At 48.8% G+C, this 20757-nt stretch carries 17 protein-coding genes and 1 pseudogene; 9 read left to right on the forward strand and 9 right to left on the reverse strand.

All coding sequences use genetic code 11. The annotated features are described in order from the left end of the window. The first annotated feature begins 1 nt into the window (after position 1). Both rlmD and IEW48_RS10635 read left to right on the forward strand, forming a co-directional pair. Positions 2-1363: a 23S rRNA (uracil(1939)-C(5))-methyltransferase RlmD gene (gene rlmD, locus IEW48_RS10630; protein WP_188623739.1), complete on the forward strand. Its 1362-nt coding sequence runs from the start codon at positions 2-4 to the stop codon at positions 1361-1363. 378 nt (positions 1364-1741) lie between these two features. Next, positions 1742-2053: a YfhH family protein gene (locus IEW48_RS10635; RefSeq protein WP_188623740.1), complete on the forward strand. Its 312-nt coding sequence runs from the start codon at positions 1742-1744 to the stop codon at positions 2051-2053. Positions 2054-2124: 71 nt separating this feature from the next. Here the strand turns inward: IEW48_RS10635 and gltB are convergent, their stop codons facing one another. The 7 genes and pseudogenes from gltB to IEW48_RS17760 all read right to left on the reverse strand — a co-directional run bounded on the left by gltB (position 2125) and on the right by IEW48_RS17760 (position 13506). Beyond that, on the reverse strand, positions 2125-6750 hold the full coding sequence (gene gltB / locus IEW48_RS10640; protein ID WP_188623741.1) for a glutamate synthase large subunit: 4626 nt from the start codon (positions 6748-6750) through the stop codon (positions 2125-2127). A 279-nt stretch (positions 6751-7029) separates the two neighbouring features. Then, positions 7030-8022 (reverse strand): 2-hydroxyacid dehydrogenase, encoded by a 993-nt coding sequence (locus IEW48_RS10645; protein ID WP_188623742.1) that lies wholly within the window; start codon positions 8020-8022, stop codon positions 7030-7032. A gap of 37 nt (positions 8023-8059) precedes the next feature. Then, positions 8060-8755: a LutC/YkgG family protein gene (locus IEW48_RS10650; protein ID WP_188623743.1), complete on the reverse strand. Its 696-nt coding sequence runs from the start codon at positions 8753-8755 to the stop codon at positions 8060-8062. After that, positions 8745-10178, reverse strand: coding sequence for a LutB/LldF family L-lactate oxidation iron-sulfur protein (locus tag IEW48_RS10655; protein WP_188623744.1), 1434 nt, complete (start codon positions 10176-10178; stop codon positions 8745-8747). Before IEW48_RS10655 ends, IEW48_RS10650 begins: the two co-directional genes overlap by 11 nt. Next, positions 10150-10905 carry a (Fe-S)-binding protein gene (locus IEW48_RS10660; protein ID WP_188623745.1) on the reverse strand — a complete coding sequence of 252 codons (756 nt, stop codon included), beginning with the start codon at positions 10903-10905 and terminating at the stop codon, positions 10150-10152. Before IEW48_RS10660 ends, IEW48_RS10655 begins: the two co-directional genes overlap by 29 nt. A 127-nt stretch (positions 10906-11032) precedes the next feature. Next, on the reverse strand, positions 11033-11776 hold the full coding sequence (locus IEW48_RS10665) for a FadR/GntR family transcriptional regulator (protein ID WP_188623746.1): 744 nt from the start codon (positions 11774-11776) through the stop codon (positions 11033-11035). A 147-nt stretch (positions 11777-11923) separates the two neighbouring features. Continuing rightward, positions 11924-13506: pseudogene (locus IEW48_RS17760) on the reverse strand (L-lactate permease). Between the two features lie 401 nt (positions 13507-13907). Between IEW48_RS17760 and IEW48_RS10675 the strand changes: the two are divergent. Continuing rightward, the gene (locus IEW48_RS10675; protein ID WP_371874862.1) at positions 13908-15323 is read left to right on the forward strand and encodes an FAD-linked oxidase C-terminal domain-containing protein; all 1416 of its coding nucleotides are present in this window, start codon (positions 13908-13910) and stop codon (positions 15321-15323) included. Next, a complete protein-coding gene (locus tag IEW48_RS10680) occupies positions 15320-16672 on the forward strand; it encodes a (Fe-S)-binding protein (RefSeq protein WP_188623747.1) in 1353 nt (450 codons plus the stop codon). The genes IEW48_RS10675 and IEW48_RS10680 overlap by 4 nt, the downstream gene beginning before the upstream one ends. A gap of 150 nt (positions 16673-16822) precedes the next feature. Here the strand turns inward: IEW48_RS10680 and IEW48_RS10685 are convergent, their stop codons facing one another. Further along, entirely contained in the window at positions 16823-17380 is a 558-nt protein-coding gene (locus tag IEW48_RS10685) for a DJ-1/PfpI family protein (protein ID WP_188623748.1), read from the reverse strand. Between the two features lie 92 nt (positions 17381-17472). Between IEW48_RS10685 and IEW48_RS10690 the strand changes: the two genes are divergently transcribed. Together IEW48_RS10690 and IEW48_RS10695 are read left to right on the forward strand one after the other, a co-directional pair. Then, the gene (locus tag IEW48_RS10690) at positions 17473-18084 is read left to right on the forward strand and encodes a TIGR01777 family oxidoreductase (RefSeq protein WP_188623749.1); all 612 of its coding nucleotides are present in this window, start codon (positions 17473-17475) and stop codon (positions 18082-18084) included. A 68-nt stretch (positions 18085-18152) separates the two neighbouring features. After that, a complete protein-coding gene (locus tag IEW48_RS10695; RefSeq protein WP_007502552.1) occupies positions 18153-18356 on the forward strand; it encodes a hypothetical protein in 204 nt (67 codons plus the stop codon). 116 nt (positions 18357-18472) lie between these two features. Here the strand turns inward: IEW48_RS10695 and IEW48_RS10700 are convergent, their stop codons facing one another. Further along, positions 18473-18661 (reverse strand): DUF2929 family protein, encoded by a 189-nt coding sequence (locus tag IEW48_RS10700; RefSeq protein WP_188623750.1) that lies wholly within the window; start codon positions 18659-18661, stop codon positions 18473-18475. Between the two features lie 59 nt (positions 18662-18720). On the opposite strand from IEW48_RS10700, the gene mutY reads away from it, so the two are divergent. From mutY to IEW48_RS10715, 3 genes are all read left to right on the forward strand, one after another. Beyond that, positions 18721-19866: an A/G-specific adenine glycosylase gene (mutY, locus tag IEW48_RS10705; RefSeq protein ID WP_371874863.1), complete on the forward strand. Its 1146-nt coding sequence runs from the start codon at positions 18721-18723 to the stop codon at positions 19864-19866. 26 nt (positions 19867-19892) lie between these two features. Then, positions 19893-20084 carry a gamma-type small acid-soluble spore protein gene (locus IEW48_RS10710; protein ID WP_083813803.1) on the forward strand — a complete coding sequence of 64 codons (192 nt, stop codon included), beginning with the start codon at positions 19893-19895 and terminating at the stop codon, positions 20082-20084. Positions 20085-20229: 145 nt separating this feature from the next. Further along, complete coding sequence (locus IEW48_RS10715; RefSeq protein WP_007502556.1) at positions 20230-20757, forward strand: DUF402 domain-containing protein; 528 nt, start codon at positions 20230-20232, stop codon at positions 20755-20757.

The following is a 20757-nucleotide window of genomic DNA, read 5'->3' on the forward strand; positions in this document are numbered from 1 at the left end:
CATGAAAGTCAAACCTGGACAAGAAGTCACACTCACCATCAAGCGGTTAGGCATTAACGGTGAAGGGATCGGTTACTACAAAAAGCAAGTGGTGTTTGTAGAGGGCTCATTGCCTGGTGAAGTGATCGTCGCCAAAATTGACAAAGTTTTTCCCAATTATGCCACAGCTAAGTTAAAAAAAATCCGCCAGGCGGCTCCTGAACGGATAACACCGCCGTGTCCCCTCTATGACCGGTGCGGTGGATGTCAATTACAGCATCTCGACTATGAGGCCCAATTGGAAGCGAAGAAGGATCGCGTGATTCAAGCTTTTGAACGTTATACCCACTTGACGGCAGACACTTTGCCCATTAAACCCACCATCGGCATGGTCAATCCCTGGGGATACCGTAACAAGGGGCAACTGCAAATCAGCACAGCTGGGAATCAGGTTATGGCCGGCTTGTATGAACCGGGCTCCCACCGTTTGGTTGATTTATCGGACTGTATGATTCAGCATCCCCTCATTAATGATGTGGTTGCCAAAGTGAGAAAGATCATTCAACACTTAAATATCCCCGTATACAATGAGCGCAAGCGGACAGGTGTGATCCGTACCATCATGGTCCGGGTTGGCTTTCAGACTGAACAATTGCAGCTGGTGCTGATTACACGGACTGAAGAGATCCCCCGTTTAAAAGAGCTGTTGCTGGAGATTCGTTATCATATCCCTCAACTGACCAGCATATGGCAAAACATTCATCCCGCTAAAAGTTCTAAGATTTTTGGTAAAAAGTTTAAGCTGTTGTGGGGAGAGCGGCACATCATCGAGCGTTTAGGAGATTTATCGTTTAAGTTGTCCCCCAGAGCTTTCTTTCAACTTAACCCGCTGCAGACCATTAAAATGTATGACCAAGTGAAAGCTTATGCCGCTTTAACAGGACAGGAAAATGTGGTTGATGCCTACTGTGGTGTAGGAACAATTGGTCTGTGGTTAGCCAGGGAAGCAAAAGAAGTACGGGGAATGGATACCATCAAAGAAGCAATTGAGGATGCCAAACTGAATGCTAAACTGAACGGCCTGGCTAATGCCCATTTTGAAGTGGGACGGGCTGAAACGTGCTTCCCGCGCTGGTTAAAGCAGGGTTTCAAGCCGGATGTGATTGTGGTTGACCCGCCGCGAACGGGATGTGATGATCAACTTTTACATGCCATTGTGCAAAGCCAGGCCAAACGACTAGTATATGTGTCCTGTAATCCTTCGACATTGGCTAAAGACTGCCGTGTTCTCTTTAACGCCGGCTTTAAGCTTCAGGAAATTCAACCCTTTGATTTGTTTCCCCATACCAGCCATGTGGAATGTTGCGCTTTGCTGATGAGATGAAAAGTTAAACGGTGGCAATGTTGTTTTGCTAACCGGTGTCACCCTTATGGCTGAAACAGAACCACACAATTATTTTCAAAATTATTTAAGCTTAAGCATGGTAAAGGAGGAATATCCAAAATGGCATACGACTCATTAATTAAGATGCGGATTAGCCAGGTTTTGAAATAGCGGGGTTCCCTCAGGCTGGAACGGATTAAAGCCACCCTTGACCAATGTCTGGTTACAGATGAAGAGTGGGGTTATGCAGCAGATGGATTTCCCGATCCTCTGCCCTGATTTAATCCCAGATTTCGTGTAAAATAAAATATGAATTTAAGGAATTCTAGGTCATGGACAACTAAAGGAAAAGGGTCTGCAGAGAGGATGGGATAGCTGATGACCAGAATGAGCGACATGAGCAGGGAAGAGTTGGAGCGGGAAATGCAGCGCCTGTTGGCTGAAGCACGGAAAAAGGAGCAAGCCGGGTTTATTTCTGAAGCGAATGTTCTGGAGCAGAAGTTCTACATGGCCAAATCATATCTCATGGATCCGGCTGAGATTAAAATAGGGGGCAAATACAGAGTGGCCGGCGAAGAAGGTATCTTTACCGTGGAGTATTTAAACGGCGTATTTGCCTGGGGCAAGCTGGACACATCACCGGAGAAACGGGGTTTTCCCATCGGACGTTTGAAGGAAATCAAGAATTGAAAAGAAATCGGACTCTACCCAGCAGACAGAGTCCGTTTTTTTGTCTGTAAATTTATAACTGGCCATCTAGCTTATTGAGCGGAGACAGCAACCTGCTTTTTCGTCTTTTTCTTTGTCTGTGTTCCGACGACTTTTTCAAAGGCGGCGAGGGCTGCCTCATAACCGCTTAAACCTTGTTCTTGTTCCACACGGGCAATGGTTTCAATCATCCGCTTGTAATCTTTTGGAATGACTTTGACAAAGCTGGAAACAACCAGATCCCACTGTTTTAAGATTTTCTTGGCGTGTTCGCTGCCTGTGTAGTAGACGTGTTTTTCGATCATGGTTTTCACTGCTTTGATTTCTTCCGGATCTTGAAGAGATTCAAACTCGATCAGTTCCGTATTGCATTTGGCTTTGAAGGTGTTGTGCTCATCCAGCACGTAGGCGATACCGCCTGACATGCCGGCAGCAAAGTTCTTGCCCGTCGGACCCAAGATGACAACCCGGCCGCCGGTCATATATTCACATCCATGATCTCCCACGCCTTCCACGACTACCCGGGCACCACTGTTACGGACACAGAAGCGCTCTCCAGCTACTCCACGAATGTAAGCTTCACCGCCAGTAGCCCCGTAGAAGGCTACGTTGCCAATAATAATATTTTCTTCCGGTTTGAATGTGGCTTTTGGTGAAGGATAGGCAATGAGCTTGCCGCCAGACAGGCCCTTGCCAAAGTAGTCGTTGGCATCTCCTTCAAGGGTTAAGGTTATGCCTTTGGGCAGGAAAGCCCCGAAGCTTTGCCCTGCTGAGCCGGTAAAGTGCAGGCGGATCGTATCTTCCGGCAGGCCTTCTGCTCCGTAGCGTTTGGTCACCTCATGGCCTAGCATGGTGCCGACCACCCGGTTGGTATTTTTAATCGGGAAGGAGGCTTCCACCACTTCCTGACGCTCCAGAGCAGGCTGGCAAAGCTCAATCAACTGGTTATCCAGGGCTTGATCCAAACCGTGATCTTGGGTCTTTGAATTGTAGCGTTTGTGCTGGCCTTCTACTGGCGGTTGATAAAGCAGCGGTGACAGATCGAGTCCTTTCGCTTTCCAGTGGTCAATGGCTTGCTGGGGTTCCAGCACATCGGTGCGACCGACCATTTCATCAATGGTGCGGAAGCCCAACTGAGCCATCAGTTCCCGAACCTCTTGGGCCACAAAGCGCATATAGTTGACAATATACTGTGGGTCACCTTTGAAGCGCTCACGCAATTTCGGATCTTGGGTGGCGACGCCTACAGGACAAGTGTTCAGGTGGCAAACACGTGCCATCACACATCCCAGCACCACCAGCGGGGCGGTGGAGAAACCGTACTCTTCAGCACCCAGCAGGGTGGCGATGACCACATCGCGGCCGGTCATCATTTTGCCGTCCGTTTCAACAGCAATGCGGTCCCGTAGGTTATTCAAAACCAGGGTTTGATGGGTTTCGGCCAGGCCCAGTTCCCAAGGCAGACCGGCATGCTTGATGCTTGTTTTGGCTGCTGCACCCGTGCCGCCATCATAACCACTAATCAAGACGGTATCTGCTCTGCCTTTGGCCACCCCGGCTGCCACCGTGCCTACACCTGCTTCAGAAACCAGTTTGACGCTGATCCGTGCTTGAGGGTTGGCATTCTTAAGATCATGGATCAGCTGGGCCAGGTCTTCAATGGAATAGATATCATGGTGCGGAGGCGGTGAAATCAGCCCTACCCCCGGGGTGGAGCCTCTCACTTCGGCAATCCACGGATAGACTTTGTTCCCCGGCAGCTGTCCGCCTTCACCTGGCTTGGCCCCCTGGGCCATTTTAATTTGTATTTCATCGGCATTCGTCAGGTAATGGCTGGTGACACCGAACCGTCCAGAAGCCACCTGCTTGATGGCGCTGCGGCGCCAGTCACCGTTTTTATCACGGGTGAAGCGGGCCGGATCTTCTCCGCCTTCTCCAGAGTTGCTTTTGCCACCGATTCGGTTCATGGCGATGGCCAGAGCTTCGTGTGCTTCCTTACTTAAGGCACCGTAGGACATGGCGCCGGTTTTGAAGCGGCGGCAGATAGATTCCACTGATTCAACTTCATCCAGGGGAACAGGTTGCCGGTCCTTTTTAAACTTGAGCAAACCGCGCAAGGTATTTTGCCGCTCATGGAAGCCATTAACCATTTCGGCATATTTTTTGTATTCTTCATAGTCATTGTTCCGGCAGGCTTTTTGGAGCTGGTGGATCACTTTAGGCTCAAACATGTGCTCTGTATCGCCGTTCCGTCTGAATTGGAAATCATCTCCGTTATCCAGTTGCTGAGCCTGTTCAGGATCCCCGTAGCCCCGTTCGTGGCGAAGCAATGCTTCTTTGGCGATGGTCTCAAGATCAATGCCGCCCAGGCGGGAAGTCGTCCAGGTAAAGTATTTGTCAATCACTGACTGGGCGATCCCGATCGCTTCAAAGATTTGTGCCCCTTTGTAACTCTGGATGGTGGAGATGCCCATTTTGGAAATCACTTTGAGAATCCCTTTGGTGGCTGCTTTAATATATTTGGCAATCGCTTGCTCCACGGTGATGTCTTTCAGGGCCTGCTGCTCAACCATGTGCGCGATGGATTCAAAGGCGAGATAAGGATTGATGGCATCGGTGCCGTAGCCCAGGAGGACGCAGAAATGATGCACTTCCCGCGGTTCTCCTGATTCAACGATAATGCTGGCTTTGGTCCGCGTGCCTTGACGGATCAGATGATGATGCAATCCTGCAGCAGCCAACAGGGCAGGGATGGCTGCGTGTTGTGCATCGATGCCCCGGTCAGAGAGAATCAGGAGGCTTATGCCGTTTTCCAGTGCTTCATCTGCCGCCTTAAACAGGGCATCCAGCGCTTTTTCCAGCCCTTTCTCACCCTCAGACACAGGGAAGGTGATCGGCAATGTGGCGGCTTTGAGTCCCTGGCGGATGTTGGCTTTCAGGCGTGCCAACTGTTCATTGGTTAAAATAGGTGTTTCCAGACGGATGTGTCGGCAGCTTTCCGGTTCGGGGTGGAGCAGATTACGCTCTGGGCCAATGGTGGTGCTGACCGCCGTGACCACTTCCTCCCGGATGGCATCAATGGGGGGGTTGGTCACCTGGGCAAACATTTGCTTGAAATAGTTGTACAAGAGTTGCGGCTTTTTGGACAGCACGGCCAGGGGGGCATCATAGCCCATGGAGCCGACCGGATCTTCGCCGTCGGTCACCATTGGTTTAATCATTTTATCCAGTTCCTCTTTGGTGTAGCCGAAAGCATTTTGACGCTGGGTTAAGCTGTCAAAATCAGCCTGGGGCATTTCAGGATTTTCGGCTGGCAGCTCATCAAGGTTGATTAAATGTTCATTTAGCCACTCTTGATACGGATGCTCAGTGGCAATTTGCTGCTTTAACTCCTTGTCAGAGACAATACGCCCTTCTTCCAGGTCAACAAGCAGCATATGACCGGGGTGCAACCGCTCTTTGAGGACAATGTTTTCTTCCGGAATATCCAGCACACCCACTTCAGAAGACATGATGACCCGGTCATCTTTGGTCACATAATACCGGGCCGGGCGCAAGCCGTTGCGATCTAAGCAGGCACCCACCTGTTTGCCATCCGTAAAAGCAATGGCAGCCGGTCCGTCCCACGGTTCCATCAAACAGCTGTGATACTCATAAAAGGCCCGTTTTTCCGAATCCATTTGGGCATCGTGCTGCCACGGTTCCGGGATCATCATCATGACGGCATGGGCCAGGGAACGCCCGGATAACATCAGAAACTCCAAGGCATTGTCAAACATGGCCGAATCACTGCCATTCTGGTCAATGACGGGACGGATTTTCTTCATGTCCTCCCCGAAATAGGGAGACTCACATACTGCTTCCCGGGCATACATCCAGTTTACGTTACCTTTGAGCGTGTTAAATTCCCCGTTATGGATGGTATAGCGGTTCGGATGGGCACGCTCCCAGCTGGGAAAAGTATTGGTGCTGAAGCGAGAGTGTACCAAGGCAACCGCCGTGGTCACGTCCGGATCTTTGAGATCCAGATAAAAACGGTCTAACTGGTCAGAGGTCAGCATGCCCTTGTAGACGATCGTCCGGCTGGACAGACTGGCCACGTAGAAAGGATGATCTTTTGCCTCTTTAAGGGCTGCAATCTCGTTTTCAGCCCGTCTGCGAATGACATACAGCCGGCGTTCAAAGGTCATTTCATCAGTGATGTCCTCTCCACGGGCGATAAACACTTGGCGGATGAAAGGCTGGGCTGCTTTGGCCCTCTGGCCCAAAAAGTGATTTTCCACAGGCACGGTGCGCCAGCCTAGCACGGAATGCCCTTCTTCCGCAACTATCCGCTCCACTATGGTTTCAAACTTGTGCCGCACATCTTGATCATGGGGAAGGAAAATCATCCCCACTCCATATTCACCAGGACCGGGGAGGCTGATCCCTTCCCGGGTACAGACCTTGTCTAAAAAGGCATGGGGGATCTGTAACAAAATACCGGCTCCATCGCCGGTGCTGGATTCATCCCCCTGTCCGCCCCGATGATCCAAATTACGCAACATGTGTAACGCATCCTGCACAATGGCATGCGATTTTTTCCCTTTAATATGTGCTAAAAAGCCAATTCCACAGGCATCATGTTCAAATTGGGGGTCATAAAGTCCTTGTCTTTCAGGCAGTCCAGTATGTCTCATGCGCTCCACTCCCCATTGTTTCGATTTGTCAGATTTTTTTCCATTATAGTTTTTTTGGATTGATCTTTACAATATATAATTTAGATGAAAATGATCTAAAATTGATATAGATCTGATTGGGAAAAAGGAAATGTGAAGTGTGAACGCTATCAGAGGAGATATTTCCGGTATGAGTAGAAGCGCATGAGTGTCAGTTTGTTGAAAAAGATCGCAAAAGGACTTGCCCTGTATTTTTCAGACTTGTCCTGTATACATCAATTGTGTAGGTAGTTACGAGTTCTATTTGAACCGGTACCGGGTCCACATGTCTTCGCTAATCAGGGTTTTGGGCTTTTTGCCTGTCAAGGCCAGCACAATGTTTTCAGCCGCCAGACGGGCCATGGCCATCCGGGCCGAGATGCTGGCACTGCCGATATGGGGCAGGGGCACCACATTGGGCAAGGTGAGCAAAGGGTGGTCGGTTGGCACAGGCTCCTGATGGAACACATCCAAGCCGGCCGCCCAAATTTGCTTTTCTTTCAAAGCATGGTACAAGGCTTCTTCATCAACGACGGGTCCGCGGGAGACGTTGATAAAGATGGCCGTCTTTTTCATCAGCTCAAATTCCCGCCGGCCAAACAAATGGCGGGTTTGGTCGGTCAACGGGGTCAAGGCCACTACAAAGTCGGCCTTTTGCAGGAGGTCTTCAAAAGAACAGTACGTGGCTCCCAGCTTTTCTTCTGCTTCTGTTTTGGGCTTACGGTTATGGTACAGAATCTCCATGTCAAAGCCTCTGGCTCTCCTGGCCACCGCTTCACCGATACGGCCCATGCCGACGATGCCCAGCGTCTTGCCGTACACATCCTGGCCGGCCATAAACATGGGACTCCATGACTGCCATCTGCCTTCATAAACGGCCTGAGAGGCTTCCACCACCCGGCGGGCGGTGGCCATGAGCAGAGCAAAGGTGAGGTCTGCGGTTGCTTCGGTCAGCACATCAGGGGTGTTGCTCACCATGATGCCTAGATGCTTGGCTGTTTCCACGTCAATGTTGTCATAGCCGACAGCCATGTTAGCTACTATTTTTAAATTTTGTCCTCTCTTTAACACTTCTTGGTCGATGCGGTCCACCACCATGGTGAACAGGGCATCTGCTTTGGCCGCCTCTTCCAGCAATTTATCCCGGGGACAGGGAGTATCTGCTTCCCACATGCCTACGTGAGCGACGTCTTCCAAAAGGGCAACAATCTCCTTGGGTATTTGCATGGTAATAAATACGTACGGTTTAGCCATGGGTTCAACTCCTTTGCGAGGGAGATTTACCATCATTTTAAGTCAAATGATCATCAATGAGAAAGACCACAAGGCGCCCCGGTCCGTGCACACCGATGCTGAGATCCATTTCTATATCTGCGCTGCGGCTGGGACCGGTAATAAAATTAATGCAGGAATAATCCGAGACGATGCCTTTAAGCTGGCTTAAAACCTGGGTGAGGCGAGGGACGATACGAGAGCCGCGGAGGACAACCCCGCATGCAGCTGGCAGCAAGCTGACCAATCTTCCCTGTTCTCCCCGGTTGTAAAGCACAACGGTACCTGTTTCAGCCAGACCGTATTCAGCCACCACCACCCCCAGATCAGCTTGTTCGGCTGCTGCAATCAGCGACTCCCGCCCTGCTGAGGAAGACCAAAAGGTCGTGTGGATGTCTGCCAACTGATTCAGGGTTTGGACAAGGGCTTGTCCTGCTGCAGAAGGATGCTGCCAGGCCACTAAGCGTTTCAAACCTTGCTCACGAATCCAGCGGCTGACAGTTTGCGGGAGTTCTTCCAGGGCAGGGACGCGCACCACTTCACCCGTAAGCGCGCTTAATTCTTGTTCAAACTGATCCACCAGCTCTCTATGCGTGCGTCCTTGACTTAGGTGATCCCAAGGGTGGTGATTCCAACGGGGGCGGTTGACCTTGGTGGGGGTGGGGCGTCCCAATTTACGGGCAATCTTCTGTAAAAATGCTTGTCTATCGGCCATGGGGTTCACCTCCGTGGCGTCCTTGCCGCTCCCACCATTCCCGGAAGCTCTCCGGTGCGGGAGCAGGAAAGTCACGGGCTTGAGTCCAAGCTTTCAAGGGACCCGGTCCTTTGTTCAGGAATCCTTCCTCACCGGCTTGCGGTCTTAACAGATATTTGGCCATTTTCAGGCCCAGGCGGTAGAGGGCAGGGTACTTCATGGCTGCCCCGAACAAGCGGAACGCCAGCCGCTCTATCCACGGGCTCCGCTTTTGGCCCACTTCATCCCGGCGCAGATCGATCAGCATGTCGTGCAGCGGGATCTTGACCGGACACGCTTCTGTGCAGGCGCCACACAAGCTGGAAGCATAGGGGAGTTCTTCCCATTGATCAAATCCTTTTAAAACAGGGGTTAGCACTGCACCAATAGGTCCTGGATAAACACTACCGTAGGCGTGACCGCCAATGTGCCGGTAAACAGGACAGACGTTCAGGCAGGCTCCGCAGCGGATGCAATGCAAAATGCTTTGGTAATCGGTGCCCAACGCATTTGAACGGCCGTTGTCTACAATAATGACATGCATCTCTTCCGGTCCGTCTTGGTCATTTTCCCGCCGTGGCCCGGTGAGTGCTGTGACATAACTGGTTATTTTTTGCCCGGTGGCACTGCGCGGCAGAAGTGAAAGCACGGCATCAAGATCTTCCCAAGTGGGAACAATGCGCTCCATGCCCATCATGACCACATGGGTCTTAGGCAAAGTTGTGGTCAGGCGGGCATTGCCTTCATTGCTCACCAGCACAATAGAACCGGTTTCCGCCACGGCAAAGTTACAGCCGCTAATCCCTATATTGGCATTTAAGAACTTGTCCCGCAGCTGGTGACGGGCAAAGCGGGTTAATGCTGAGGTGTCCTCAGGCAGTTCTTCCCCCGCCACCGCTGAAAACAACTGGGCAATCTGCTTGCGGTTTTTGTGAATAGCCGGGGCAATAATATGGGAAGGCATCTCTTTGGCTAATTGAATGATGTACTCTCCAAGATCAGATTCAATGGCCTCAACTCCAATTTCTTCTAACCGATGATTAACATGCGTTTCTTCGGAGACCATCGACTTGGATTTAATCACCGTTTGAGCCTGCTTTGCTTTAGCCAGACGGATAAGGTACTCCACTGCTTCTTGTTCTGTTTCGGCAAAAAAGACGGTACCGCCGTTTTTCTCCACATTGGTGGCAAATAGGTCTAAATAGTAATCCAGGTGCTCAATGGTATGGCGGCGAATCGCTTCCGCCCGTGTCCGCCATTCCTCAAGATTGCCTAAAGCTTGGCCAGCTTTTTGTTTTCCTTCTCTGAAGCGGGCTTGGGCATTTTTGAGAGACTGGCGAAGAAAAGGATCATTTAAGGCCTGTTCCACCCGTTCTTTAAACGGCAGGGGATTGGACAGACTCATAGCGCTGCACCCCCTCATATAACAGCTCGGCCACATGGAATACCTTGACCGGATATCCAAGACGTTTCAAACGCCCTTCGATATTCATCAGGCAAGCCATATCAGAGCCGACCAGGATATCGGCTTGGGTGGAGCGGATATGTTCCACTTTTTCATCAACCATTTGTTCAGAGATTTCTTTCATCTTAACAGCAAATGTGCCGCCAAACCCGCAGCAGTCCTGCTCATAAGGAAGCTCGGCCACTTCCAGTCCTTTTATGGTCTGTAAAAGTTGAAGCGGCTCCTGGTATATCCCCAGGCCCCGCATCATATGGCAGGAATGATGATAGGTGGCTCTGCCTTCGTAACAGGCATCAACAGAGCTAACTTTTAGAATATTAACCATAAATTGAGAAAATTCATAAACTTTGTCGGCAAATTGCTGGGCCTTATCACGCCACTCGTCATCGGCTGCAAACAAAGTAGGATAATAATGGCGAATCATGGCTGCACAGGAACCAGAGGGGGACACCACGTACTGGGCGTTTTTAAAGGCGCGGATCAATTGTTTCGCTGCTGTCCGGGCCTCTTCATGGTAACCGCTGTTATAGGCAGGCTGACCGCAACAGACCTGTTCGAGAGGAAAATCTACGTCGCAGCCGTGACGGCGCAATAAATGAACGACCGCCTGGCCTACACGTGGAAAAAAACAATCTGAAAGACAGGTGATGAACAGAGAAACGCGCATGTCAAATCCCTCCTCAGTTGAGATTTAAAAGTATGATCATCTGATGATTGTTCAAAAAAGAAGAACAAAACAACACGAGAGGCTTAGAAAAAGTGAAACCTATGCTTTTTGAAAGATAGCCTGGGAATTATGTTTGTTTATCCGGATTTGTGTGTTCAAGATCTTTGTTAAAACGAATCAATACCTCTTCAACTTTGACGAGGTGGGCAAGCATCAGTTGTTCAGCTAGTGGCGCATTGCGGTCAACGATGGCCTGATAAATGGAAACATGCTCTTGATATAATCGTTCAAAGGTGGATTCTTCCGCATAGAGCCAGATGCGCCGGCTTTCCCTCATGGTTTCTACCATCGTATCGGCAATTTGGTTCATGAGCTTGACTAAAACACTGTTTTGAGACGCTTCTGCAATTGCCAGATGAAATTTGACATCGGCCTTTTCCCCGAGATCTTCATCTCCTGCCGCTCGGCTCATTTCGTCCAGGGCCGCTTTCATCTGGGCTAAATCGGACTCCTTTCGTTTGGTTGCTGCCAGACTTGCGGCCCCTGTTTCTATGATTTTGCGCACTTCAAAAAACTCCAGCATGCTCTTGTTATCTAGTAAAATAGCCGGTGTAGCGGGCAAGGAAAGCTTGGAAAAGTCATAGGCATTGACAAAAGTTCCTTCTCCCTGCTTCATGTGCACCAAGCCCATGGCCCTCAATGCACTTAATGCTTCCCGAATGGCTGAACGGCCAACATTAAAGTTTTTGGCCAGCTGTTCAACCGAATCCAGTTTATCCCCAGGTTTTAATTCCCCGTTTTTGATCATCTCTATTAACTGTTCAGCTACAATTTCATAGATTTTTTTTGTTCTGACACGTTTATATCCCATAATGCCACCCCTAGAATAACCTACATATTCTTATTGTAACCAATGACAGAAATGATCACAATAGAGGTGGCGCTGGGAACACGATTTCCTGGGCCGTCTCTACGAACCAGGGAAGGAAAAAATGGATCCTCCATTGTCGAGCTGATGTTATTTTTGAAGAGAGTGGCTTATGTTCTGCTCACCAACTGCACCTTTGTTGGTAAGCATGAAGGCTAGGAATAAACCGATGATGACCAGCCAAGCCAAGTACCAGGGGTTCGCCCCTCCGGTAATCAGAGCCATACCCAATACACCAGCGGCAAGAATATAATAGGTCATCGGGATTAAAGCTTGGCGAATCAAATCCCCTTCACGGTCCACGAGACCAACGGTGGCTGAAGCAGCGACCACATTGTGGACACAAATCATATTTCCGGCAGCCCCCCCGACTGCTTGCAAGGCCACGACAATGCCTGCTCCGGTCGCTCCGAGTCCAATACTTTCAGCTGTTCCAAACTGGAATAACGAGAACATCATATTGCTGACCGTATTACTGCCTGAGATAAACGCGCCTAGTGCACCGATGGCCGGGGCAAACATTGGCCATAAACCCCCGACCATATTAGAGACCCCTTCTGCCAAAACAAGCGGCATACTGGCCAGCTCATCTGTCGCAGAATTGAGAAACACTTGCACCATGGGGACAGCAAATATCAGGGCTGTAGCAGCACTAAACGTGGTCTTCAACGAATCAGACCAGGCCCGGATGTAATGTCTTTTTTTGGACATGTTATGGATGAAGTAGGTAGCTAAAGAAGCCACGATAAAGATAAATCCAGGTAAATAAAGCGGTTGAGACGAAGTTGAAATACCTGAACCAAAGATATCGGTAATTGAAAGAGTCACATACTCGTGCCGCAATGCAGCCTGAACCGTATCAACGGTTCGTGTGATAACCAACAAACCGGCAACGATAATATAAGGGGACCAAGCTCTTAACAGGGACATGGCAGGCGTTTCGGTTGATTGCTGGGAAACCTCATTTAATTTACCAATCCATTGGGGTTCCCACTTGCTGCGTTCTTCAAAGTCGAATGTTTCTTTGCGACCATGATCAAGGGGATCAATACGCCAACCAAACCATGGATCATGGCCACTTTAACCCCAATTTGAAATAAATATTCTGAAAAAGGTGTTGAGCCAATGGCTGCTAGTACATTTTCTTGCCCGTCAAGGCCGCTGTTGACACCGACCAGAATGGGTGTTCCTACAGCTCCAAAAGAAACGGGTGTGCTTTGAACAATCAGTGCCACCAAGACCGCAGCCATAGCCGGAAAGCCAATGGCAACAAGCAATGGCGCTGCAATGGCTGCAGGAGTGCCAAACCCGGCTGATCCTTCAATGAACGCACCAAACAGCCAAGCAATGAGGATGGCTTGGATGCGCCGGTCCGGAGAAATATCAGTAAAACCTTTACGGATGGCTTGGATGGCACCGCTTTCTTTTAACGTATTAAGGAGCAATATAGCCCCAAAAACGATAAACAGCATGTTTAATGCCGTGACCAGTCCGTGAACGGAGGCAGCCCATACTTTGTTTGAGGGTGTACCCCAAATGATCAGCGCCATAAGTACGGTTATGATGTAGGCCAGTGGCATGGCTTTTTTGGCTGGCCATTTTAAAATGACGAGAAAAATAAATACAGTGGCGATAGGTGTCAATGCAAACAGGGATAATAAACCAACGCTCACATCAATTCACTCCCTTAAGTTATTCAGTTTGGACAAAACAGGTCCGTGGCAAAGACAGACGGCACATTTAGAACGCTTTCAAATTGTTATTTAAAATTAATGTTTGTTTTTCACTTCCTTCTCTGGGTCAAGCTTTCAAACCACCCATAGTATGATAAGGTCATCAGATCTATAAATAATCATAAAAAAAATGTCACATTGATTTCAATCTCTTTTTTAAAAAAAAATGATTGTTTGACAGATCAAGCAAGAATGAATTTACAACACATTTGGGTTCAGCTATAATCATGGTGGAGAGCATACTCATTTTGTGTCGGCCAAAATCATCATATGACCTGATTTATACACAATGGCCCGATATATGTATTTTTAAGGTTTGACAAAAAGGAGATGAATAAAAATTGCGTCGCATTACTGGGGAGATTCGTGCCAAGCTCATTGAAGCAGCCGGGGTTAGTGCTTATTTTGACGATGAGGAAAGTTTGCTCAGTCATTCCTATGATGCTACACCCATGCTGCAGGCCATGCCTGAGGCAGTGATCTATGCGCAATCGACCAACCAAGTCAGTGCCGTGTTGAAGATATGTCATCAGTATGAAATCCCTGTTTACACCAGGGGGGCGGCCAGCAATTTGTGCGGTGGCACCGTTCCGGTCCATGGTGGGGTGGTCCTGGTGACCACACGTATGAACCGTTTGCTGGAAATTGATGAGGAAAACTTAACAGCTACTTTTGAAACCGGTCTCACCACCAAAGCGCTGCATCAAGCAGTCGAAGCTAAAGGATTATTTTACCCCCCCGACCCAGGCAGTATGTTGGTCTCTACGTTAGGTGGAAATATTGCCCAGTGTGCCGGGGGGCTTCGCGGACTGAAATATGGCACCACAAAGGATTATGTGATCTGTTTAACAGCTGTCTTGCCCAACGGGGAAGTGATTCATACGGGAGGCAAATTGATGAAGGATGTGGCCGGCTACGATTTAACGAAATTGCTGGTCGGATCTGAAGGCACCTTAGCTGTCATCACAGAAGCAACGGTGAAGCTTTTGCCTAAACCGCAGGCCACAAGCGTGATGTTGGCCTATTTCGATGATATGTATGCTGCTGCCCGGACGGTCTCCAAAATTATCGCTGCCCGTATCATTCCCAGTACGCTGGAGTTTATGGATCATGGCACCATTTTGGTGGTAGAAGACTATGCTAAGATCGGCCTTCCCACTGACATGAAAGCCATCTTATTGATCGGACAGGACGGACATCCTGCTGTGGTGGAAGAGGATATGGAAAAAATGAGGGCAATTTGTATGGAAGAAGCGCGGGAAATCAAAGTGGCCAAAGACATGCGGGAAGTAGAGGAACTTATGACTGCACGCCGCAGTGCCTTGTCCGCCTTGGCACGCCTTAAACCGACCACCATTTTGGAAGATGCTACAGTACCACGTTCTCAGATTGCGACCATGGTGGAAAAAATTGCAGAGATTGGCGCCAAATATAACGTCCGTATCTGTACCTTCGGCCATGCAGGTGACGGCAATCTTCATCCGACATGTATGACCGATGCCCGGGATCAAGACGAAATTGAACGGGTGGAAGAAGCGTTTGAAGAGATTTTTGCCGCTGCATTGGAGCTGGGAGGAACCATTACAGGCGAACACGGTGTAGGTATCGTCAAGGCTCCTTTTTTGGAATGGAAAGTGGGCCCGGCTGGTATAGAGGTGATGAAAGGGATTAAACGGGCATTCGATCCGAAAAACATTCTAAACCCTGGAAAAATGTTTGCCGGCCAAACCCGCAAGAGAGTGGTGATTAACAGATGAAGACAAAGGAGATTCAAGGCAAAATGCCTCAAGTTGAAAAAACTCCGGTCACACGGCGTCTGCAGGACAGGCTCAATTATGACGAATTATCCAATTGTATGCGCTGTGGTTTTTGTCTGCCGGCCTGTCCCACCTACAGGGAGACAGGCCGGGAAGCATCTTCTCCCCGGGGACGGATTGCCTTGATGAAAGCCGCTGTTGACGGTCACCTGCAGAATGGAAAGCAGTTAGAAGATCAGCTTAATCAGTGCCTGGGTTGCCGGGCTTGTGAGCCAGCCTGTCCGGCTGGTGTTAAGTATGGGGAACTCTTGGAGCAAGCGCGCGATGCACTGGAAGATCATGCCCGCCATAAGGTTTGGGTGCGGGTTTTGCGACGCTTCTTTTTCCACTTCCTATTTCCCCATCCCAAGCGGTTGCGCTGGCTGGGACGATTGCTGGTCATCTACCAAAAAACGGGTTTGCAATGGCTGTTGCGCAAGAGCAGGCTTTTGCAACTCTTGCCATCTTATTTAAGGGAGATGGAGGCGGTGATGCCTGCCGCTACGTCCAAGGGTGTGGCCGAACAGTTGGGTAATTTTATCCCTGCCCAAGGAAAAAAGAAAGGAACAGTGGGTTTGTTCAGAGGGTGTGTCATGGATGTGTTGTTTACTGAAACTAATATAAATACAGTTACACTGCTGAGTGAAGCAGGGTTTGACGTGGTCATTCCTCCGCAACAAACCTGTTGTGGGGCCTTGCACGCTCATAGCGGAGAACGGGAGATGGCCCGCTCATTGGCCCGCAGGAATATCCAGGCTTTTAAAGAAATAGAGGTGGACTATATTGTGTCTAATGCGGGAGGATGCGGGGCTTTTTTACAGGAGTATGAGCATTTATTGGAGGATGAATGTGAAGCGGAAGAGGCCAGCTGGTTTTCAGAGCGGGTGAAAGATATCAGTGAACTTTTGCTTGATCATGGTCCAGTGGGCAAGTGGGGAACACTTGAAGGAAGAATTACTTATCAAGTCTCGTGCCATTTGCAGAATGTGATGCAAGTCAGGGAACAGCCACGCCAATTGTTGCGCCAAATCAAGGGAGCGGTTTATGTGGAGCTGTTTGAAGCAGATCGTTGTTGCGGTTCGGCCGGCATCTACAATCTGACGCAACCCGAGATGTCAGCACGCATATTGGATGAAAAGATGAAACATGTGAGAGCCACGAAAGCTGATATCCTGGTGACCTCAAATCCTGGCTGTTTATTACAGATGAAGGCAGGTATCCAGCGTGCAGGGCTGTCCGATCACATGAAGGCAGTTCATGTGGTTGATCTGTTAGCAGAAGTGCGCCAAAAAGGAGAATCAAGATATTGATGGTGGGTAACGTAGAAACTTTGTGAGTTACGGAAACGCTCCTGTTTCAAACCAAATCACCACAAATACTGCATTAGTTTTGAGGCTGCCCCGATTGCGTTCCAAGAGCCAAAGGGCAGCCACCAATTATTTATATTGACTTACCTAACCTTATTTGACACCCAATTTTTTAAAGAACTCTCTCATAAAACCTGGGAGATCAGGCCAGGCATTAGCCGAGACAATGTTGCCATCCACATGCAAAGGTTCTTCGATATAGGTTGCGCCTGCCGCTTCTACCTCTGGCCGGCATGCAGTGTATGCCGTCAATTCTCTCCCCTGCACATGTTCTCTAATGGTGGTCAAGATCAAGGCGCCGTGGCAAATAACAGCCAGCGGTTTTTTGGTTTCCAAGAAATGTTTGGTGATCTCCTGTACTTTGGGATTCATACGAATATACTCCGGTGCACGCCCGCCGGGCAAGATTAAGCCATCATAGTCAGCCGGATTAATGTCATCGACAGAGGCATGGGACTCGATTCCATAAGCTAATTTTTCAGAAAAGGTTTCCATGTGGGGTTCAAAATCGTGAACAACCGTTTGCAGTTTCTTTTTAGTGGGGGATGCGATGGTACACTCCAATCCCTCTTCCAGGCAACGGTAATAGGGATAGAACACCTCCAACGCTTCAACAGCATCTCCGGTTAAGATCAGCACTTTTTTAGTCATGCCTACCATCTCCTTTCTCACAGGGTTTAAAACCGCTATACTTATGGTAACATACGGTTAACTGTCACTCAAGAAAATAAACCACCCGTCACTTGGTCAGGTTGATCAGGGAGCAGAAGCTTAAGCCCAAAGTATTGGTTAATGCTTCGGCTATTGGTTATTATGGCACCTCTTTTGAGGATGTATTTACTGAAGAATCTGGGCCTGGCACTGATTTTTTGGCTAAGGTGACACAAGCCTGGGAGCAGGAAGCAGTTCAGGCTGTTCCATTGGGTGTTCGGGTGATAAGAATGAGATTGGGGGTCGTACTGGGTAAAAGCGGAGGTGCCCTTGAGAAAATGCTCTTGCCTTACCGCTTATATATTGGAGGTACGGTGGGCAGCGGACGGCAATGGGTATCTTGGGTGCATATCCAGGACGTGGTGCGTGCCATTCGATTTGCGATTAGCAATCCTGATCTTGATGGGCCGGTTAATGTCACAGCACCTCATCCGGTGCAAATGAAAACTTTTGGCAAAACGGCAGCCAAAGTATTGGGGCGTCCCTATTGGCTCCCCGCCCCTGGTTTTGCTCTCAAGCTGTTATTGGGGGAAATGTCCGGCCTCATCCTGAAGGGCCAGTGTGTCAAACCTGACAAGCTGCTTAAGACGGGTTTTAAGTTTCAATTCCCCCGTCTGGAAGAGGCTTTGCGTGATCTGGTATAATGGAACAGTGACGGCAGCTTTGAAAGCAACAGAGTATGAAGCACGCCGATCGGAAGGGAGCGCAGAATATGTCTGTCATGTTTTCAAGCCCTGCTTTTATATCCATGTTTATTATGGGCATTATTTTGGCTGTGTCCATTGTAGGCGCCATCGGCTGGGCCATTTATCATATTGCTTCAGGAAAATTTCATGAGGAGTATGAGATTGCCACTGTTCAAAAGGAAGATAATGGGAAACCATCGGACCGTACCGGTTCAGATTCAGACCAATAGCGCAGGTCTCGTTGTGCTGGGGTGTTTATAGAGACTGCAAGGCAACACTCTAAATATGTCCATAGGTGCCTATTAATTGAAAAAGAGCCTGTCGCCAGGCTCTTTTTTCAGCGCTGTCAGGAGTGTTCGTTGGCCGTAATCAATGAACCAAAGAAATAAATAATAAGCCCCAGGATAATTCCGTAAGGGACCGCATCGCTGAAATTATACGCATACCCGTTGATGCTGGCCACCACAAAGCCGACAACAAGGGTTAAGGCGGTCGCAACAATGATGGAGACAATAAAGGCAAGTACTTTATTCATCATCAGACACCCCATCCGTATGTAATCATCTTATCTTATTGTAAAGAATGTCGTAAAAAATGACAAGGGAGAGGGACAAATTGGAGCAAGCGGCACAACAATATTTAAACACATTTCCTGTTGGTACCTTTCAGAAGTTGCTGCTGTATTGGTTTGAACGCAATATGCGCCAGCTGCCTTGGCGTAAAGACCAGGATCCTTATAAAATTTGGGTCTCTGAAGTCATGTTGCAACAAACGCAAGTGGATACTGTGATCCCTTATTATGAACGGTTCATTTCCCGCTTTCCCACCCTGGAAGCGCTGGCTGAAGCAGAGGAGGAAGAGGTCCTGAAATATTGGGAAGGGCTGGGCTATTATTCCCGGGCCCGTAACTTGCATCAGGCTGTCAAAGAGGTAAAAGAGCGGTATGGGGGGCGCGTTCCTGACAACAGGAAAGAAATTGCTTCGCTCAAAGGGGTAGGACCGTATACAGCAGGGGCCATTTTAAGCATTGCTTATGGCCAGCCGGAACCGGCCGTGGATGGTAATGTGTTGCGGGTTATTTCACGGCTTTTACATATTGAGGAAGATATTCAGAAGGTAAAAACGCGCCATTTGTTTGAAGAGATTGTCAGGCATTTAATCCCTAAAGGACGGGCATCATACTTTAATCAAGGTTTAATGGAACTGGGGGCATTAGTCTGCACCCCCAAATCTCCCCACTGTCTAACCTGCCCTGTACAAGAGGTGTGCCGGGCCTATCAGGCTGGGATGCAAGATCAATTGCCAGTTAAAGGAAAGAAAAAGAAGCCAAAAACGGTAAAAATTGTGGCTGGTGTGCTTATGGAAAAGGGCCATGTGCTGATCCGGCAGAGACCGGACAACGGTTTGCTGGCCAAGCTGTATGAATTTCCAAATGTTCAGTGGGACGATCAGGAACCGGATGAGACCATTAGCCGTTATCTGTTTGACATGTACGGTTTGCGTACTGCAACGGTGGAGCAATGGCCTTCGGTGCAGCATACCTTTACCCATTTAATTTGGGAGATTTCAGTCTATCGTTTGTACTTAGCTGAACCACTGGACAAATTAAATGGTTTTGTTTTCCCTCAAGAGGACCAGCCGTTTTCTGCAGCCCGTTGGGAACGCATAGAGGATCTTGAGCGCTACCCTTTTCCTGTCTCTCACCAGAAAATCAAAAAGGAAATTTGGAAAAGATTATGAATGTCCAATGCATATTTTTTATCTGCATGGCTAACATAAGGCATGTGGAGGTGATAAAAGTGGCCGAACAACAAAAAACCAATGTCCAACAAGTCAGAAGACAAAACCAAGCTGCTGCTGGTGGTCAACAAGCTGAGTTTGCTGCTGAAACTGATGCTCAGCAAGTACGCCAGCAAAACCAGCAAGCTGAAGCTAAGAAACAGCAAAGACAACAATAACGCCAGCAAACCTGAGCATAACGCCAAATGCTTTTTTGTGGGGAGTGGTAATCAACCACTCCTCTTCTTATGAAAAAAATTAGCAGTTTGTCCACATAAAGAGTATAATAATCAGTAACATTGATCGTAGTGGAAGGAGTTAGCAATGCGTTTTCCCCATCCAGGACAGGAAATTGAAATCGTGAGTTTTAAACATGACGGATCGGTCCATCGTGTCTGGGAACGCTCAACAGTCTTGCAAACAGGTTCCCAAAGCTGGATTGTGGGCAATGACCAGGTGCTGGTCAAAGAAGCGGACGGACGGGAGTGGCGCACAAGGGAACCGGCAATCTGCACGTTTGGCAAAGGGCAATGGTTTAATACGATTGGCATGTTAAAAGAAGACGGTGTGTATTATTATTGCAACATCGGTTCGCCTTATCAGTGGAAAAACAACCGTTTACAATATATTGATTATGACTTAGATGTAAAAGTCTTTCCAGACATGACTTACGTAATCTTAGATGAGGAAGAGTTTGAGTTGCATAGACAAGAACTGAACTACCCGGAACACATTGTGCGTAAGGTGCGCCAAGGATTGGAAGAGCTTCTTTCTCTCATTCATCAGCAAAAAGGTCCTTTTGAAGCCGATTACATTGAACGCTGGTACGAACGGTTTCTGTCGTATAAATAA

This window comes from Caldalkalibacillus thermarum (assembly GCF_014644735.1).
GTDB classification, from domain to species: Bacteria; Bacillota; Bacilli; order Caldalkalibacillales; family Caldalkalibacillaceae; genus Caldalkalibacillus; species Caldalkalibacillus thermarum.

Excerpts from the sequence above, each read along its gene's own strand:
- rlmD (WP_188623739.1), top strand. The coding sequence starts at position 2 with ATGAAAGTCAAACCTGGACAAGAAGTCACACTCACCATCAAGCGGTTA.
- IEW48_RS10635 (WP_188623740.1), top strand. The coding sequence starts at position 1,742 with ATGACCAGAATGAGCGACATGAGCAGGGAAGAGTTGGAGCGGGAAATG.
- gltB (WP_188623741.1), bottom strand. The coding sequence starts at position 6,750 with ATGAGACATACTGGACTGCCTGAAAGACAAGGACTTTATGACCCCCAA.
- IEW48_RS10645 (WP_188623742.1), bottom strand. The coding sequence starts at position 8,022 with ATGGCTAAACCGTACGTATTTATTACCATGCAAATACCCAAGGAGATT.
- IEW48_RS10650 (WP_188623743.1), bottom strand. The coding sequence starts at position 8,755 with ATGGCCGATAGACAAGCATTTTTACAGAAGATTGCCCGTAAATTGGGA.
- IEW48_RS10655 (WP_188623744.1), bottom strand. The coding sequence starts at position 10,178 with ATGAGTCTGTCCAATCCCCTGCCGTTTAAAGAACGGGTGGAACAGGCC.
- IEW48_RS10660 (WP_188623745.1), bottom strand. The coding sequence starts at position 10,905 with ATGCGCGTTTCTCTGTTCATCACCTGTCTTTCAGATTGTTTTTTTCCA.
- IEW48_RS10665 (WP_188623746.1), bottom strand. The coding sequence starts at position 11,776 with ATGGGATATAAACGTGTCAGAACAAAAAAAATCTATGAAATTGTAGCT.
- IEW48_RS10680 (WP_188623747.1), top strand. The coding sequence starts at position 15,320 with ATGAAGACAAAGGAGATTCAAGGCAAAATGCCTCAAGTTGAAAAAACT.
- IEW48_RS10685 (WP_188623748.1), bottom strand. The coding sequence starts at position 17,380 with ATGACTAAAAAAGTGCTGATCTTAACCGGAGATGCTGTTGAAGCGTTG.
- IEW48_RS10695 (WP_007502552.1), top strand. The coding sequence starts at position 18,153 with ATGTCTGTCATGTTTTCAAGCCCTGCTTTTATATCCATGTTTATTATG.
- IEW48_RS10700 (WP_188623750.1), bottom strand. The coding sequence starts at position 18,661 with ATGAATAAAGTACTTGCCTTTATTGTCTCCATCATTGTTGCGACCGCC.
- mutY (WP_371874863.1), top strand. The coding sequence starts at position 18,721 with ATGACAAGGGAGAGGGACAAATTGGAGCAAGCGGCACAACAATATTTA.
- IEW48_RS10710 (WP_083813803.1), top strand. The coding sequence starts at position 19,893 with ATGGCTAACATAAGGCATGTGGAGGTGATAAAAGTGGCCGAACAACAA.
- IEW48_RS10715 (WP_007502556.1), top strand. The coding sequence starts at position 20,230 with ATGCGTTTTCCCCATCCAGGACAGGAAATTGAAATCGTGAGTTTTAAA.